This window comes from Sphingomonas sp. PvP056, assembly GCF_040549155.1.
Lineage (GTDB): Bacteria > Pseudomonadota > Alphaproteobacteria > Sphingomonadales > Sphingomonadaceae > Sphingomonas.
Genome location: NZ_JBEPST010000004.1, coordinates 132,122 through 148,423, shown reverse-complemented (window position 1 = coordinate 148,423; position 16,302 = coordinate 132,122). Strand labels below are relative to the sequence as shown.

General features: G+C 64.2%; 14 protein-coding genes. 1 reads left to right on the top strand and 13 read right to left on the bottom strand.

All coding sequences use genetic code 11. From position 1 onward, the window contains the following. Positions 1-208 precede the first annotated feature (208 nt). The 13 genes from ABIC17_RS11235 to ABIC17_RS11175 form a co-directional block, all read right to left on the bottom strand. A complete protein-coding gene (locus ABIC17_RS11235) occupies positions 209-493 on the bottom strand; it encodes a hypothetical protein (protein WP_354281903.1) in 285 nt (94 codons plus the stop codon). Between the two features lie 125 nt (positions 494-618). Further along, on the bottom strand, positions 619-2,016 hold the full coding sequence (gene lpdA / locus ABIC17_RS11230) for a dihydrolipoyl dehydrogenase (RefSeq protein WP_354281901.1): 1,398 nt from the start codon (positions 2,014-2,016) through the stop codon (positions 619-621). Next, positions 2,009-2,377: a DUF5615 family PIN-like protein gene (locus tag ABIC17_RS11225; protein WP_354281899.1), complete on the bottom strand. Its 369-nt coding sequence runs from the start codon at positions 2,375-2,377 to the stop codon at positions 2,009-2,011. Before ABIC17_RS11225 ends, lpdA begins: the two co-directional genes overlap by 8 nt. 3 nt (positions 2,378-2,380) lie before the next feature. Further along, a complete protein-coding gene (locus tag ABIC17_RS11220; protein WP_131531017.1) occupies positions 2,381-2,617 on the bottom strand; it encodes a DUF433 domain-containing protein in 237 nt (78 codons plus the stop codon). A gap of 7 nt (positions 2,618-2,624) precedes the next feature. Continuing rightward, positions 2,625-3,887, bottom strand: a complete 1,263-nt coding sequence (gene odhB / locus ABIC17_RS11215) for a 2-oxoglutarate dehydrogenase complex dihydrolipoyllysine-residue succinyltransferase (protein ID WP_354281897.1) — start codon at positions 3,885-3,887, stop codon at positions 2,625-2,627. Between the two features lie 135 nt (positions 3,888-4,022). Further along, positions 4,023-6,956, bottom strand: a complete 2,934-nt coding sequence (locus ABIC17_RS11210; protein ID WP_354281895.1) for a 2-oxoglutarate dehydrogenase E1 component — start codon at positions 6,954-6,956, stop codon at positions 4,023-4,025. A gap of 104 nt (positions 6,957-7,060) precedes the next feature. Beyond that, the gene (gene sucD, locus ABIC17_RS11205; protein WP_010160545.1) at positions 7,061-7,945 is read right to left on the bottom strand and encodes a succinate--CoA ligase subunit alpha; all 885 of its coding nucleotides are present in this window, start codon (positions 7,943-7,945) and stop codon (positions 7,061-7,063) included. Positions 7,946-8,007: 62 nt separating this feature from the next. After that, positions 8,008-8,970 (bottom strand): malate dehydrogenase, encoded by a 963-nt coding sequence (gene mdh / locus ABIC17_RS11200; RefSeq protein ID WP_242140424.1) that lies wholly within the window; start codon positions 8,968-8,970, stop codon positions 8,008-8,010. A gap of 268 nt (positions 8,971-9,238) precedes the next feature. Next, complete coding sequence (gene zapE, locus ABIC17_RS11195; RefSeq protein ID WP_354281892.1) at positions 9,239-10,348, bottom strand: cell division protein ZapE; 1,110 nt, start codon at positions 10,346-10,348, stop codon at positions 9,239-9,241. A gap of 7 nt (positions 10,349-10,355) precedes the next feature. Next, entirely contained in the window at positions 10,356-10,826 is a 471-nt protein-coding gene (locus tag ABIC17_RS11190) for a PaaI family thioesterase (RefSeq protein WP_354281890.1), read from the bottom strand. Between the two features lie 57 nt (positions 10,827-10,883). After that, complete coding sequence (locus ABIC17_RS11185; protein ID WP_354281888.1) at positions 10,884-11,669, bottom strand: succinate dehydrogenase iron-sulfur subunit; 786 nt, start codon at positions 11,667-11,669, stop codon at positions 10,884-10,886. Between the two features lie 139 nt (positions 11,670-11,808). Then, positions 11,809-12,381: an ATP-dependent Clp protease proteolytic subunit gene (locus ABIC17_RS11180; protein ID WP_354281886.1), complete on the bottom strand. Its 573-nt coding sequence runs from the start codon at positions 12,379-12,381 to the stop codon at positions 11,809-11,811. A gap of 78 nt (positions 12,382-12,459) precedes the next feature. After that, positions 12,460-13,683: a tetratricopeptide repeat protein gene (locus tag ABIC17_RS11175; RefSeq protein WP_354281884.1), complete on the bottom strand. Its 1,224-nt coding sequence runs from the start codon at positions 13,681-13,683 to the stop codon at positions 12,460-12,462. Between the two features lie 256 nt (positions 13,684-13,939). Between ABIC17_RS11175 and ABIC17_RS11170 the strand changes: the two genes are divergently transcribed. Further along, a complete protein-coding gene (locus tag ABIC17_RS11170; protein WP_354281882.1) occupies positions 13,940-16,012 on the top strand; it encodes a catalase in 2,073 nt (690 codons plus the stop codon). Positions 16,013-16,302 lie beyond the last annotated feature (290 nt).

Below are 16,302 nucleotides of genomic sequence, written 5' to 3'. Positions count from 1 at the left end.
TGCGGTTGCTTCGCGCCGATCCCGGCGCCGGGTTGGTACGACTTCAGCTACCAGTTCGTCGAAATGATTGACGGGCTTAGTAGTTCCTCCCGCCGACACATGGCCCATTTACCCGTCGATATGGCGTGACGGTTGCTACCGGCAAGACAGGAGTAATGTCGGCATCTCCGCTTCGCGAAGACACCGGCATTGGTTTGTCACGAAAAAATCAGCGAACCGCGGCCGCCTGGTTCGCGACGACTTCGCCGCGCTGCTCCGGGGTCATCGCTTGGGCGTTGACGTCCGCCGCGCGGATCGCATCGGCGCGGTCTTCAGCGGTCTCGCGTTCGGCCTTGGCGGCTTCCTGCAAATTCTCCGCCTGCGCCTCCATCGCGTCGGCACGGTTCTCGCCAGCCTTCTCGACTTGCTTGGCAAGCTTGCCGTCGCCATTACCACCGCAGGCGGCGAGCGGCAGTGCGAGCGCCAACAGCGCCACAAACATCGTCTTTTTCATCGGTAGATCCCTGTTACCCGTGCCAGATACGCGGCACGTCGGGGGAAACTGCCCGACCCGGAGATCGTTCCGCTAGCGGACCGGCATGGGGCAATGATGATGCCCCATGCCGATCCCGCAACCAATCAGACGTGGATCGCCTTGCCGCGGACCGCCATCGCGGCTTCCTTCATCGCCTCGGCATGGGTCGGATGCGCGTGGCAGGTGTAGGCGATGTCCTCGCTGGTCGCGCCGAATTCCATCGCGGTGCACGCTTCCGCGATCATCGTCCCGCCGACGCTGGCGATCGCCCACACGCCGAGCACGCGATCGGTCTTGGCGTCCGCGATCACCTTCACGAAGCCATCGGGCTCGTGGTTGGTCTTGGCGCGGCTGTTGGCGGCCATCGGGAACTTGCCGACCTTGACCTCGGCGACCTTCTCGCGCGCGGCTTCCTCGGTCAGACCGACGCCTGCGATCTCGGGCCAGGTGTAAACGACCGACGGGATCACGTCGTGATTGACGATGCCGGTGAGGCCACCGATGTTCTCGGCAACCGCAATACCCTCATCCTCGGCCTTGTGCGCGAGCATCGGGCCGGGGACGACGTCGCCGATCGCCCAGATGCCGGGGACCGACGTCTGGAAGCGGTGATCGGTCTCGACCTGCCCACGCGCGTTGGTCGAGAGACCCGCGGCCTCGAGGTTGAGGCCATCGGTGTTGGGACGCCGCCCGATCGACACGAGCACGGTATCCGCCTCGATCGTCTCGGGTGCGCCACCGGCGGCAGGCTCGACCGTAATCGTTGCCTTTTCGCCTTCGACCGTCACGCCGGTGACCTTGGTCGACAGCTTGAACTCGATCCCCTGCTTCTTGAAGATCTTGTTCGATTCCTTGCGGATCTCACCATCGAAGCCGGGGAGGATCTGGTCGAGATATTCGACGCAGGTGACGCGAGCGCCAAGCCGCTTCCACACCGAGCCGAGTTCGAGCCCGATCACGCCGCCACCGATGACGACCATATGCTCGGGCACCTTCGCCAGTTCGAGCGCGCCGGTCGAATCGACCACGACCTTCTGATCGACCGTCACGCCCGGCAGCGGGGTGACCGACGAGCCGGTCGCGATCACGATGTTCTTGGCACGGTAGGTCTGGCCCGCAACTTCGACGGTGTCCTTGCCGGTGAAGCTCGCCTGGCCCTTGAGCCATTCGACCTTGTTCTTCTTGAACAGGAAGGCGACGCCCGCGGTCAGCTGCTTGACCGCGTCGCGACGCTGCGCGTGCATCGTGTCGAGGTCGAGCGTGACGTTGTCCATCTTGACGCCAAGCTTGGCCATCATGCCGTTCTTCGCGTCGTTGTAGAATTCGGACGCGTGGAGCATCGCCTTGGACGGGATGCAGCCGACGTTGAGGCAGGTGCCGCCAAGCGTCTCGCGGCTCTCGACGCATGCCGTGCGCAAGCCCAGCTGCGCCGCGCGGATCGCCGCGACGTAGCCGCCGGGTCCGGCACCGATGATCAGAACGTCGAAATCATAGTCAGCCATGGTGTGCTCCAGGGGGAAACGGCTTCGTCCGTGCCCCGTTCTTCGTCAGAGTAATCATCTGGCCCGCCGGTACGCCCGCTTCAAGCAAGGCGATCAGGCGGGCAGCGGTTTGCTCGGCGGCACGATGCGGTAGCCGCGTGTAAAGGATGGTCTTCGGGGCCGGCAGGCCGTGATTGAAGATCAAGTCGCCAAAGTCGCTGTCGTTGGTGATCAGGATGACCTGATCGATATCCGGCCGCGCGAGGATTTCCGGGTCCGATGCGCCGGGGGTCGTGTCGCTGATCCATTCCAGCTCGAACCCGGCATCCCGCAACCGCTCCACGACGATGCGGTGGGCATTCTCGTCGAGCAGGAGCCGCACCGTTCAAGCAGCCTCTCGACTCGCTGCCGAGGCCTGCTTGACCAACAGGTCGTGACTGAAAGCGATCGCCGCCAGCACATCGGCTTCCTTCAGGGAAGGATAGCCATCGAGCACCTCGCCGACCGGCGCACCTTCGGCGAGATACTCGAGGATCAGCTCGACCGATATCCGCGTTCCCCGCACGACGGGCTTGCCGCCGAGAATGTCGGGGTTCGAATGGATATGGTCGCGCCAGTTCATCGCATCCTCACAGGTCGATCAAGATCCGCGTCGGGTCCTCGATAGCATTCTTGAGCGCGACGAGGAACGTCACCGCTTCGCGACCATCGATCAACCGGTGATCGTAGCTCAATGCCAGATACATCATCGGGCGGATCACGATCTGCCCGTCGACCACCACCGGACGCTCGTCGATGCGGTGAAGCCCGAGCACTGCCGACTGCGGCGGGTTGATGATCGGGGTCGACATCAGCGAGCCGAACACGCCGCCGTTCGAGATGGTGAACGTGCCGCCCTTCATCTCGTCCATCTTAAGCGCGCCGTCCTTGGCGCGCTTGCCGAAGTCGCCGATCGTCTTCTCGATCTGCGCGACCGACATCTGGTCGGCATCGCGGATCACCGGAACGACGAGGCCACCCGGCGACGAAACCGCGACCGAGATATCGGCGTAGTCGTGATAGACGATGTCATCGCCCTCGATCGATGCGTTGACCGACGGGATGTCGCGCAGCGCCATCGTCGCGGCCTTCACGAAGAAGCCCATGAAGCCCAAACGCACGCCGTGCTTCTTCTCGAACAGGTCCTTGTACTTGGCGCGCGCCGCGATCACCGCAGTCATGTCGACGTCGTTGAACGTCGTCAGCATCGCGGCGGTGTTCTGCGCTTCCTTGAGGCGCTTGGCGATCGTCTGGCGCAGGCGCGTCATGCGGACGCGCTCTTCCTTGCGTCCCGTCGACGCGGCGACCGAGGCCGAAACCGGCGCGGCAGCAGCGGCTGGCGCAGGCGCGGGGGTCGAAGCGGCGGCGGCGGCGACGTCGTCCTTGGTCAGGCGGCCATCCTTGCCGGTGCCCTTGACGGTCGAGGGGTCGACACCATGCTCGAGCACCGCACGGCGCACCGACGGGCTAAGCGCGGCAGGGCCATCGCTCGACGAGGACGGAGCCTGCTGGCCGGCGGTCGCGGCGGGGTTCGACTGCTCGGCCGGTGCGGCTGCGGGCTCGGGCGAAGCGGTGACCGCAGGCTGGGGTGCCGGGGCCGAAGCCGCTGCGCCATCGCCCGAATCGATCGTCGCGAGCATCGCGCCGACCTGGACCGTCTCGCCGACCTTGACCGCATGTTCGCCCATGATCCCGGCGACCGGCGACGGCACCTCGACCGAGACCTTGTCGGTCTCGAGGCTGGCGATCGGCTCGTCTGCGGCGACCTTGTCGCCGGGCTGCTTGAGCCATTCGCCGAGCGTCGCCTCGGTGATCGATTCGCCGAGTACCGGTACTGTGACTTCGGTTGCCATATGCGCCTCTTTTATCTTCCCCGGCGAAGGCCGGGGCCCAGGTGCGCAACGCTCGCTGATCAAGCGCCGCGCGAAATTACCTTATGCCCCGCTACTGGGCCCCGGCCTTCGCCGGGGAAGCAGCGGAGCAACGTTTCAAACCTTCCGCGTGCGGCGGATTTCCTCGCGGACGCTGTGGCCGAGCGCATCGGCGACGAGCGCCGCCTGCTCGGTCTGGTGCCGCTTCATCAGGCCCGTCGCGGGCGAGGCCGAAGCCGCACGCCCCGCATAGCGCGCGCGCGTGACCGGACCGCCAACCTCGGTGAGAACCTCCTCGATGAACGGCTCGACGAAGCTCCAGGCGCCGTTGTTCTTCGGCTCTTCCTGCGCCCACACCACCGTCTCGAGATTGGGCATCCGCTTCATGCGCTCTACCAGCGGCTCGCCCGGGAAGGGATAGAGCTGCTCGACCCGCACGATCGCGGTGTTGGTGTCGCCTGCCGCGTCGCGTGCCTCGATCAGGTCATAGGCGACCTTGCCCGAGCACAGGACGAGCCGCTTGACGTCGATGTCGGCGGGGGCCGACGGATCGCTCAGCAACCGCTTGAAGTGGCTGTCGCCGAGGAAGTCGTCGATCTGCGACACCGCCATCTTGTGCCGCAACAGCGACTTGGGCGTGAAGACGATCAGCGGCTTGCGGAACGAACGGTGCATCTGCCGGCGCAGCAGGTGGAAATAGTTGGCCGGCGTCGTGCAGTTCGCGACCTGCATATTGTCCTGCGCGCAAAGCTGGAGGAAGCGCTCGATTCGCGCCGAGCTATGCTCCGGCCCCTGCCCTTCGTAGCCGTGCGGCAGCAGCATCACGAGCCCGTTGGCGCGGAGCCACTTGGCTTCGCCCGACGCGATGAACTGATCGATCATGATCTGCGCACCGTTCATGAAGTCGCCGAACTGCGCTTCCCACATGACGAGCGTCTTGGGGTCCGCGAGCGCGTAGCCATACTCGAAGCCAAGCACGCCATATTCGCTCAGGGGACTGTCGAGCACTTCGAAGCGGCCGTGCGGGATCGTCTCGAGCGGGCGATACTTGTGCTCGTCGGTCTGGTCGACCCAGACCGCGTGACGCTGCGAGAAGGTCCCGCGGCCCGAATCCTGCCCGGACAGGCGGACGCCATAGCCTTCAGACAACAGCGACCCGAAGGCGAGTGCCTCGCCGGTCGCCCAGTCGAAGTTGCGGCCCGACTTGAACATCTCACGCTTGGCATCGAGCACGCGGTTGAGCGTCTTGTGAACCGCCAGGCCCTCGGGGATCGTCGTCAGCGTGCGACCGAGCGAATCGAACAGCTTCTGTTCCATGCCGGTGTTGACGTTGCGGCGCGCGGTCTCGGCATCTGCCGGGGCATGAAGCCCCGACCAGCGCCCGGCGAACCAGTCCGCCTTGTTGGGCTTGTAGCTCGCGCCCGCCTCGAACTCGCCTTCGAGCAGCGTGGTGTACTGCTTGATGTTCTCGTCGATCCAGGCGGCGTCGATCACCTTCTGGTCGATCAGCTTCTTGCCATAGATTTCGCTGACCGGCGGGTGGTCCTTGATTTCCTTGTACATCAACGGCTGGGTGAAGCCCGGCTCGTCGCCTTCGTTGTGACCGAAGCGGCGGTAGCACCACATGTCGATCACGATGTCGCGGTGGAACTGCTGGCGGAATTCCATCGCCATCTTGGTGGCGAAGGTCACGGCCTCGGGATCGTCGCCGTTGACGTGGAAGATCGGCGCCTGGACGCCCTTGGCGACGTCCGACGGGTACGGCGACGAGCGCGCGAACTGCGGGCTGGTGGTGAAGCCGACCTGGTTGTTGATGATGAAGTGGACGCAGCCGCCGGTGTTATACCCGCGGATGCCGGAGAAGCCGAGGCACTCCCATACGATCCCCTGCCCCGCGAACGCCGCGTCGCCGTGGATCAGCACCGGAAGCGATGCCTTGTGCTCGGTCAGGTCGTTCGCGATCGTCTGGATCGCGCGAGTCTTGCCGAGCACGACCGGATCTTCCGCTTCCAGATGCGACGGGTTGGCGACCAGCGACATGTGGACGCTGATCCCGTCGAACTCGCGGTCGGTCGAGGTGCCGAGGTGATATTTCACGTCGCCCGAACCCGCGACGTCATCGGGATTGTCCGACCCGCCGCCGAATTCGTGGAAGATGATGCGGAACGGCTTGGCCATCACGTTGGTGAGGACGTTCAGACGCCCGCGATGCGCCATGCCGAAGACGATCTCCTTCACGCCGAGCGAGCCACCATATTTGATGACCGATTCGAGCGCGGGGATCATGCTCTCGCCACCGTCGAGCCCAAAGCGCTTGGTGCCGACATATTTCTTGCCGCAGAAGCGTTCCCACTGCTCGGCTTCGATCACCTTGTTGAGGATCGCCTTCTTGCCGAGGTCGGTGAACTCGATCGCCTTGTCCTTGCCTTCCATGCGTTCCTGCAGGAAGCGCCGCTCCTCGACGTCGGCGATGTGCATGTACTCGAGGCCGACATTGCCGCAATAATTGGCGCGCAGCGTGTCGACGAGCTCGCGCACGGTCGCCCATTGCAGCCCCATCGTCCCGCCAAGGTAGACCGGGCGGTCGATGTCGGCATCCGAGAAGCCGTGATATTCGGTCTTGAGGTCGGCGGGCATCTCGCGCTTGGAGAGACCCAGCGGATCAAGATTGGCGGCGAGATGGCCGCGCACGCGGTACGTGCGGATCAGCAGCATCGCGCGGATGGAGTCGCCTGCCGCGCGGATGATGTCATCCTGGCTGACCGCGGGGGCCGCCGCCGGAGCAGGCTTAGCGCCGCCCTTCACGGGCTTGGGCGCGGGCTCCATCTGGGTCGGGTCGAGCGCGGCGGTCAGATCGTCGGTGGTCGACAGCGGCCATTTCGCGGACTGCCAGCTCGGGCCCGAGGACGTGCCTTCGAGCCCTTCGAAAAAGCCACGCCAGGCCGGCTCGACGCTGTCCGGGGAAGTGCGGAAACGCGCGTAGAGCGTCTCGATGAACGCGGGGCTGACGCCGCCTGCGATATCGCCGAAGTCCTGGTTCTCGTAGCCCATAGCGAGTCCTCGTCACCCCGAAACATTGGGGTCTTTAGTAGTGGGACACCGCCGCGCCCGACCGGACGCGGCGGCCCCGACCAACCGGCCGGGGCGACGTGCCTTTAACCCTTGAGCACTTCCAGCAAGGTCGTGCCCAGTTCGCTCGGCGAAGCGGAAACGCGGATCCCCGCGCGCTCCATCGCCGCAATCTTGTCTTCCGCGCCGCCCTGGCCGCCCGAGACGATCGCACCGGCGTGACCCATGCGACGACCCGGAGGTGCCGTACGGCCCGCGATAAAGCCGGCCATCGGCTTCTTGCGCCCACGCTTGGCCTCGTCGATCAGGAACTGCGCAGCCTCTTCCTCGGCCGAACCACCGATCTCGCCGATCATGATGATCGACTTGGTCGCGTCGTCCGCGAGGAACAGCTCGAGCACGTCGATAAAGTTCGTGCCGTTGACCGGATCGCCACCGATGCCGACCGCGGTCGTCTGACCAAGGCCTGCGTTCGACGTCTGGAACACCGCCTCATAGGTGAGCGTGCCTGAACGGCTGACAACGCCGACCGAACCCTGCTTGAAGATGCTGCCGGGCATGATGCCGATCTTGCACTCGCCCGGGGTCAGGACGCCGGGGCAGTTCGGGCCGATCAGCCGCGACTTGGACCCCGACAGCGCGCGCTTGACGCGAACCATGTCGAGCACCGGAATACCCTCGGTGATCGTGACGATCAGCGGAACCTGCGCGTCGATCGCCTCGAGGATCGAATCCGCCGCGAAGGGGGGCGGAACATAGATCACCGACGCGGTCGCACCGGTCATCGCGACCGCCTCGGCGACGGTGTCATACACCGGCAGGTCGAGGTGAGTCGTGCCGCCCTTGCCGGGCGTGACGCCGCCAACCATCTGCGTGCCGTATTCCAGCGCCGCCTTGGTGTGGAAGCTGCCGGTTTCGCCGGTCATGCCCTGGGTGATAACCTTGGTGTTCTTGTCGACGAGGATGCTCATGCAGCACTCTTCCTAAATAAGAGAATGCGGGGATCGTGCTGTCGCGCGCCCCGCAGAGAATATCAGTTGAGCGACCCGTCGATCGCCTTGCACGCGACGAGGAGTTCCTTGACCGCATCCACCGACACGCTGAGGTTCTGCTTCGCTTCGTCGTCGAGCTTGATCTCGATGACTTCCTCGACGCCGCCCGCACCGATCACGACCGGGACACCGACATAGAGATTGTCGATGCCATATTGGCCGGTCAGGTGTGCCGCTGCAGGAAGGACGCGCTTCTGGTCGTACAGATAGGCTTCGGCCATCGCGATGCCGCTGGTCGCGGGCGCATAATAAGCCGAGCCGGTCTTGAGCAGAGCAACGATCTCGCCGCCGCCGCCGCGGGTGCGCTTGATGATCGCGTCGATCTTTTCCTGGGTCGAACGACCCATCGCGACGAGGTCGGGTACCGGGATGCCCGAAACGGTCGAATAGGAGATGACCGGGACCATCGTGTCGCCATGCCCGCCGAGCACGAAGCTGGTGACATCCTTGACCGAGACCTTGAACTCGTCCGCGAGGAAGTGGCTGAAGCGCGCCGAATCGAGCACGCCGGCCATGCCGACGACCTTGTTGTGCGGGAGCCCCGAGAATTCGCGCAGCGCCCAGACCATCGCGTCGAGCGGGTTGGTGATGCAGATGACGAACGCGTCGGGTGCGTTGGCAGCGATGCCCTCGCCGACGGCCTTCATGACCTTCAGGTTGATGCCGAGCAGGTCATCGCGGCTCATGCCGGGCTTACGCGCGACGCCAGCGGTGACGATAATCACGTCCGCGCCTGCGATGTCCTTGTAATCGTTGGTGCCGGTGATGGTCGCGTCGAAGCCTTCGACGGGGCTGCACTGGCTGAGGTCGAGCGCCTTGCCCTGGGGAACGCCTTCGACGACATCGAACAACACGACATCCCCGAGGCCCTTGAGCGCTGCGAGATGGGCGAGCGTGCCGCCAATGTTGCCGGCGCCGATCAGCGCGATCTTCTTGCGAGCCATCCGGGATCCTTTTCGCTTAGGCCCGCCCAGGGCGTTAATAACTCAGGAGCGATCGGGCGAGCTCTGCCGGGCGTCGACTTAGGCGGGTTTTCGCATTTGGGCAACCCGTAAGGCAAAGGATTTGCCACGCTATTGCAATTCGTTCGCAAGTGCAATTAGGCTTTGCCGTGCTTGAGAGCATGCAAGAGCCCAGAGTTACGGGGGTGCGACGCTTGTGGCTCTGGATCTCCGCCTTCGCGGGGAAACAGTTCCTTACGACCCGCCGTCGTCAGTCGCCGCCATGTCCCGCAGCAAGATACTCTTCCGACCGCATCTCTTCCAGCCGGCTGATGGTCCGGTCGAACTCGAACCGACCGTCCCCGCTCTCATACAGGTCCTGCGGCTCGGCATCCGCCGCCGCCAGCAACTTGACCTTCTGTTCGTACAGCGCATCGATCAGCGCCACGAACCGTGCCGCCCCGTTGCGATTGTCCGGCCCGAGCTTTGGAATGCCGACCACGATCACCGTATGATAGCGCCGCGCGATCGCGATGTAATCCGCGCTGCCCCGCGCCTCCTCGCACAGTCGTTTGAAGCTGAACACCGCGACGCCCTTGAGCGCCTTGGGGACATGGACGCTGCGGCCCTGCACGATCAGATCCTCGGACGGGACATGCGCGCGGTCCTCGACCGGGAAATCGGTCAGGCGGAAGAAATCGCCCGAAAGCAATTTGGTCGCCTCGGGGCCATTGGGGACCAGCCAGGTATCGATCGACCCCAGCCGGTCGCGGCGATAATCGACCGGCCCGTTGAGCGTGATCACATCCATCCGCGCCTCGATCAGCGCAATGAAGGGGAGGAAATGCTCACGGTTGAGCCCGTTCTTGTAGAGATCCGCCGGCGGGCGGTTGGAGGTGGTGACGACGGTCACGCCCTCTTCCAGCAACAGCGTAAACAGCCGCGACAGGATCATCGCGTCGGGGCTGTTCGTCACCATCATCTCGTCGAACGCGAGCAGCCGAACTTCCTCGGCAATCGCCTTGGCGAGCGGCGGGATCGGGTCGCCCAGTTCCTTGGCGCGCTCGACCGCGAGTCGCTGGTGAACCTCCAGCATGAATTCGGCGAAATGGACGCGACGCTTGCGCCGGATGTCGAGCGCATCGAAGAAAAGGTCCATCAGCATCGACTTGCCGCGCCCCACCCCGCCCCAGACGTACAGGCCACGCGGCGCCTCGGGCTTGCGGCCGAGCACACGCCACAGCATCGATCCACGCTTGGGCGTCGCTTCGAGTGCGGTGGCAAGATCGGCAAGACGGCGCGCCGCGGCGGCCTGTTCGGGGTCGGGCTTGAGTTCCCCCGAGGCGATCAGCGCGTCATAGCGCGCGAGGACATTGGTCATTCTGCAATTATACTCGTTCGGAGGCGCGATCGGGCGGCGGGGTCGATTTGCGCAATGTGCCCGTGAAGCTGGCGATGGTCGGCCTGTCGTCCTGGACGATCAGCCCGCGCAGGAAGAGCATGTTACGTGTTTCGCGCAACAGCTCGATCCGCGCTTCGAGCGGAATACCGATCGCGCCGCCGCCGATGAATTGCGCCGACAAGTCGAGCGTCACCGCCCCACCCGCCGACAGCACACCGAACCCGCGCGCCGCGGCGAACAATGCGACGTCCATGAAGCCGAGCAGCGCGCCACCGTGGACATCACCGCGCATATTGGAATGTTCGTGGCGCGGGCTCATCCGCACGCGGGCAATCTCGCCTTCAACCCTCACCTGCAACGGTTCGAGGAAGGCATTGTAGCGAGTCGCATCGCGAAACTGCCACCGCTTCCATCCCGCCAGATCGGGATCGTCTTCGTAGGTAAAGGGTGCGGTCAAACGCGGCAGGTCCTCGTTTCCATCCCCGCCCGGACAATCCGGGCGGGGTGGCGATGGTCAGACGACGCGTTCGGCTTCCATCAGCTTGATCTCGGCGATCGCCTTGGCGGGGTTGAGACCCTTGGGGCAGACGTTCGCGCAGTTCATGATCGTGTGGCAGCGATACAGGCGGAACGGGTCCTCGAGCTCGTCGAGTCGCTCGCCGGTCATCTCGTCGCGGCTGTCGGCGAGCCAGCGATAGGCTTGCAACAGGATCGCCGGGCCGAGGAACTTGTCGCTGTTCCACCAGTAGCTCGGGCACGCGGTCGAGCAGCAAGCACACAGGATGCACTCGTACAGACCGTCGAGCTTCTCGCGCTCCGCCGGCGACTGGAGCCGTTCCTTGCCTGCGGGGGGCGGCGTCACCGTCTGCAGCCACGGCTTGATCGACGAATATTGCGCGTAGAAGTGCGTGAAATCGGGAACGAGATCCTTGATCACTTCCATGTGCGGCAGTGGCGTGATGCGGATGTCGCCCTTCACGTCCTCGATCGCGGTCGTGCACGCCAGGCCGTTGCGACCGTCGATGTTCATCGAGCACGATCCGCAAATGCCTTCGCGGCACGACCGACGGAAGGTGAGCGACGAATCCTGCTCGCCCTTCATCTTGATCAGCGCATCGAGCACCATCGGGCCGCACGAGTCGAGATCGACCTCGAACGTGTCGTAATGCGGGTTCGCGTTCGCATCCGGATCGTACCGATAGATCTTGAATTTCTTGATTCGTGTCGCTTCAGGTGCCGCTTTATGAACCTTGCCACCCGACTTGGGCTTGGAGTTGGCGGGGAGGAAGAATTCGGCCATCGCTTGCTCGCGTTTTCCATCCAGGAGGGCGGGTTACCGCCGGGTTGTGCGGGTAGCCGTACACAAGCAAGGCCCGACCCGCAAACCCTTGCGGCATCGAATTGCTGCAACTGCGATTGCGGGGGCCGGCATCATCCGATCAGATGACGTCGAGCACGAGCCCACGATCGCGCGCTTCCTCGGCCTCGATATACCAGTTGGACGGCGCCTTCTCGCGTAGTTCCTCGAATGTCACCTGGCTGTCGCGGACGATCGCCTGGAAACCCTCTTCCTCGATCTCGATCGAATGCTCGACTTCGTGCAGCGCCGCCTTGATCGATGCAACGACCATCCGCAGCGGGCCGTTGAGATCGATCTGCTTGGTGATCTGCCGCTCGTGCAGCATCAGCCGGGTATGGCGCGTGAGAAAGCGGCGCGCGACCGGGAAGGCCGACATGAAAGTCGCGCCCGCGGAATAAACCGCGACCTTGCCGAGAAACAGGATCTCGCGCCCGTCATGATCCTCGAGCAGCCGGATATCATCCGCCATCGTCCGCGCGACTTCGGGGTCGCCGCCAAGCGTCGTCAGTGCGATGACGATGGTGCCTTCGGACGGGCAATTGCCGAGCTGCGCCCGGAAATTTTCGTACATCAACTGGTCCACGGTGCCCGACAGGCGGATGTGGGGATTGGCGAGCAGCGGATAGCGCGTGGGATCTGAGGTCTGGGTCATGGCCGCCGAAACCCGCATCCGAAGCCTACGGTTCCTCCCGATCATAATTAACCATGGTCCAGTACAATCATACCGGGATCACGATGCGGCCAGCGCGGCCTTGCGCTTCCGGTCCGCCGCCCTCTCGCGGATTCCCTGCAACGTCATGACGTCGAGGATCGTCCAGGCATGCCGTGCCAGGCGATATCGGAAAAGCTTTCGGCGATAGCGTCGTTCCATCGGATTGAGCGCGACCGCCCGCGCCATGTGCGCCACGGCCGCTGCGCGTTCCCCGCGCTGCCACAGCATCGTCGCAAACCAGTTCCGCAAATGGCCGACGTCGGGCTCGGCATCCACCACTTCCCCGGCCACCGCGATCGCCTCCTCGCCTTCCCCCGCATCCACCAGGGCATTGGCGAACGGGACGAGATAGATCGGCAGACGATTCACCTTGATGGCGATCTGGCGATGGGTCTCCAGCGCTTCGTCGTGATGGCCGGTCCGCGTCAGGATGCGCGCGAGGCTGAGCATACCAAGCGCCGAATCAGGCTTTACCAGCCGTGCCCGGCGGGCAAGCGCGATCGCGGTCCGTGGACGGACCGCCGGTTGCCGTTCCGCCAGCGCGCCCAGATAGACCGAACTGGTCGCGCGTCTCGCCCGGATCTCCGTTGCCATCGCGCGCGCGTCGAATCGGTCATAGAGCAGGTCCTCGAGTAACCCGCGCAGCAGGCTGACTTCGCCGAGGAACGTGCTGGCAGGGTGCAGACAATGCGCCACCGGCAAGAGGTGCGATCCGGTTTGCTCCGCGATCAGCAGCGCATGACGGCGGTCGAGCGGAAGGTGCGGATCATAGACCAGCACGCTCGACGGGGCGGGGCGCAGTGGTACGGCCATCGTGCTCAACCAGCGGATGCGATGCGCGTCCTGCGACCAGCGATTGTCCCAACTCGCGATTGCCGGATCGATCGACCATTGCGGCGAAAGCGCCAGCACGGCATCGGCCCCGATTGCGTCGGCCAGCCGAACCGCGGCATATCCCCCCATGCTGGATCCATAGGCAACCCGGCGCACCGCACCGCTGGTCGCGGCGCGAACGACCGCGGCCGCCGCAAAGATGTCGTCATATTGATACCAGTCATTACCACGGCCGAGCACGTGGATCGCCGATATGCCGTTTGCCTGCAGGAAGCTTTCGCCAAAACCCTTGCGGTCGAACCCATCGCCGATACTGTGGTGATCGAACGTGATGACCCATCGGTCACATCCCTCGATCGCCACCTGCCGGACTAGCAGTGTGTCGCTACGATAAAGCTCGATCGGCACTCCATACCCCCCGCCTTGCCCCGGCCATTCCGGGGGGTCTAGTCCATTTGAAGGCGCGGTGGAAAACCTTCCTTGATCGTCCGCCATCGGGGAATCGTTTGCCGGCAAGGTCATGCGCTGTTCGGCGCAGCGACGACCGGCAGCCTGCCGGCCTCCGATCGTTCCATCGGCCCATTACGATCTAGATCAACCATAATTAACGGAACCTACCCGCCCCGCGTTCGTCGTCTGCCCGAACCCCCAAGAAGGCTCCCACATGGCAGATTTCGACACGGTCACCGGCAACGGTGGCGAGACGCACCAGCAGGCGCAAGGCGATGCGCCGGTCCTGACGACCAACCACGGCGTGCCCGTTTCCGACAACCAGAACAGCCTCAAGAGCGGATCGCGTGGCCCCACGCTGCTGGAGGACTTCGTCCTGCGCGAGAAGATCTTCCACTTCGACCACGAGCGGATTCCGGAGCGGATCGTCCACGCACGCGGTTCGGGCGCGCACGGCTATTTCGAAGCGACCGACGACATTTCGGACCTGTCGCGCGCAGCCGTCTTCAAGAAGGGCGAGAAGACTGAGGTCTTCGTTCGCTTCTCGACCGTCGCCGGCGGTGCAGGCTCGGTCGACACCCCGCGCGATGTGCGCGGCTTTGCGGTCAAGTTCTACACGACCGAAGGCAATTGGGATCTCGTCGGCAACAACATCCCGGTGTTCTTCATCCAGGACGCGATCAAGTTCCCGGACCTTATCCATTCGGTGAAGATGGAAGCCGACCGCGCCTATCCGCAGGCCGGCAGCGCGCACGACACCTTCTGGGACTGGGCATCGCTGATGCCGGAAGCGACCCACATGCTGATGTGGGCGATGTCGGACCGTACCCTCCCCCGCTCGCTGCGGATGATGGAAGGCTTTGGCGTCCACACCTTCCGCCTCGTCAACGCCGAGGGCAACAGCAGCTTCGTCAAGTTCCACTGGAAGCCCAAGCTCGGCCTCCAATCGACCGTGTGGGACGAGACGCTCAAGCTCCAGGCCGCCGACAACGACTATCACCGTCGCGATCTGTTCGAGGCGATCGACACCGGCGATTTCCCCGAATGGGAGCTCGGCATCCAGGTGTTCGACCAGGCATTTGCCGAAGCGCAGCCGTATGACGTGCTCGATTCGACCAAGCTGATCCCGGAAGAGGACGTGCCGGTGCGGATCATCGGGCGGATGGTGCTCAACCGCAACGTCGACAACTTCTTCGCCGAGACCGAGCAAGTCGCGTTCCTGCCGACCAACGTCGTGCCGGGGATCGATTTCTCGAACGATCCGCTGCTCCAGGGCCGCCTGTTCAGCTATCTCGACACGCAGAAGTCGCGTCTGGGGACGACCAACTTCCACCAGATCCCGATCAACAGCCCGCGCTCGCCGGCCGGCAACTTCCAGCGCGACGGGATGATGCAGACCAAGGTCCCCAAGGGCCGCGCGAACTATGAGCCCAACAGCCTTGCCGCGCATGGCGAGGATGGCGGACCGCGCGAAAGCGCAACCAAGGGCTATGTGACGACCAACGCCGCGACCGGCGACAACGAGACGGGCGACAAGCTCCGTGTCCGTTCGGAACTGTTCGCGGATCACTACAGCCAGGCACGGCTGTTCTTTAACTCGGCGACCGAAAACGAGCAGGCGCATATCGCGTCGTCGTTCGTATTCGAGCTGTCGAAGGTCGGCCTGCTCGATCAGGTCCCGCCGCGGATGGTCGCCAATCTGCGCAACGTCGATGAGGGTCTCGCGCAGCGTGTCGCGGACGGCCTAAACATCGATCTGCCTGAAAAGGCGAAGGCTGCACGCGAGCCGGTCGACATGAAGCCTTCGGACGCATTGTCGATTCAGAAAAACATGAAGGAGACGCTGGAAGGCCGCGTCGTCGGCATTTTGATCGCCGACGGCACAGACGCCGCCGAGCTCGACGCGCTGGTCGCGTCGATCAAGGACGCCAAGGGCAAGGCCGTGCTGGTCGCGCCCAAGGTCGGCGGCGCAACGCTGTCGGACGGCAGCAAGCGCAAGGCCGATGGCCAGCTAGCCGGCACGCCGTCGCAGATCTTCGACGCGGTCGCGATCGCGCTTTCGGCAGAGGGTTGCGCGACGCTTCTCAAGCAGGGCGCGGCGGTCCAGTTCGCAATGGACGCGTTCGGGCATCTTAAGGCGGTGGGTGCGAGCGCAGCGGCACAGCCGTTGCTCGACAAGGCCGGCGTCGAGAAGGACGAAGGCGTGACCGATCTGGGCGCGGGTTTCGTCAAGGCAGCGGCGAAGCGCTTCTGGGCGCGTGAGCCTGACGTGCGCGATCTCGCCTGATCGCTGAGGCGATAGGGTAATGGGAAAGGCCCGGTGCGCTTCGCATCGGGCCTTTTTTTACGTTTGTTGTGATGCCGGGCTGTAAATATTCACCTAGGCCGTAAAGCATAAGCGGTCGTTTCGCTTCCGCTCAACCGCGGGCATACCCGCCTGAGCTACCTTCCGTTTCGAGCATCGATGCAAACGCAGCCGACGTCAGTGTAAGAATTTTTTAGAAGTTCCTGAATACAAACAGAAATAAGCGACAAGAATGTCCCCTTGGTAGGTTCTTGTTGAGGCTCAACGTCGGG

Coding starts and splice junctions, on each gene's coding strand:
- ABIC17_RS11235 (WP_354281903.1), bottom strand. CDS start 493: ATGAAAAAGACGATGTTTGTGGCGCTGTTGGCGCTCGCACTGCCGCTC.
- lpdA (WP_354281901.1), bottom strand. CDS start 2,016: ATGGCTGACTATGATTTCGACGTTCTGATCATCGGTGCCGGACCCGGC.
- ABIC17_RS11220 (WP_131531017.1), bottom strand. CDS start 2,617: ATGAACTGGCGCGACCATATCCATTCGAACCCCGACATTCTCGGCGGC.
- odhB (WP_354281897.1), bottom strand. CDS start 3,887: ATGGCAACCGAAGTCACAGTACCGGTACTCGGCGAATCGATCACCGAG.
- ABIC17_RS11210 (WP_354281895.1), bottom strand. CDS start 6,956: ATGGGCTACGAGAACCAGGACTTCGGCGATATCGCAGGCGGCGTCAGC.
- sucD (WP_010160545.1), bottom strand. CDS start 7,945: ATGAGCATCCTCGTCGACAAGAACACCAAGGTTATCACCCAGGGCATG.
- mdh (WP_242140424.1), bottom strand. CDS start 8,970: ATGGCTCGCAAGAAGATCGCGCTGATCGGCGCCGGCAACATTGGCGGC.
- zapE (WP_354281892.1), bottom strand. CDS start 10,348: ATGACCAATGTCCTCGCGCGCTATGACGCGCTGATCGCCTCGGGGGAA.
- ABIC17_RS11185 (WP_354281888.1), bottom strand. CDS start 11,669: ATGGCCGAATTCTTCCTCCCCGCCAACTCCAAGCCCAAGTCGGGTGGC.
- ABIC17_RS11180 (WP_354281886.1), bottom strand. CDS start 12,381: ATGACCCAGACCTCAGATCCCACGCGCTATCCGCTGCTCGCCAATCCC.
- ABIC17_RS11170 (WP_354281882.1), top strand. CDS start 13,940: ATGGCAGATTTCGACACGGTCACCGGCAACGGTGGCGAGACGCACCAG.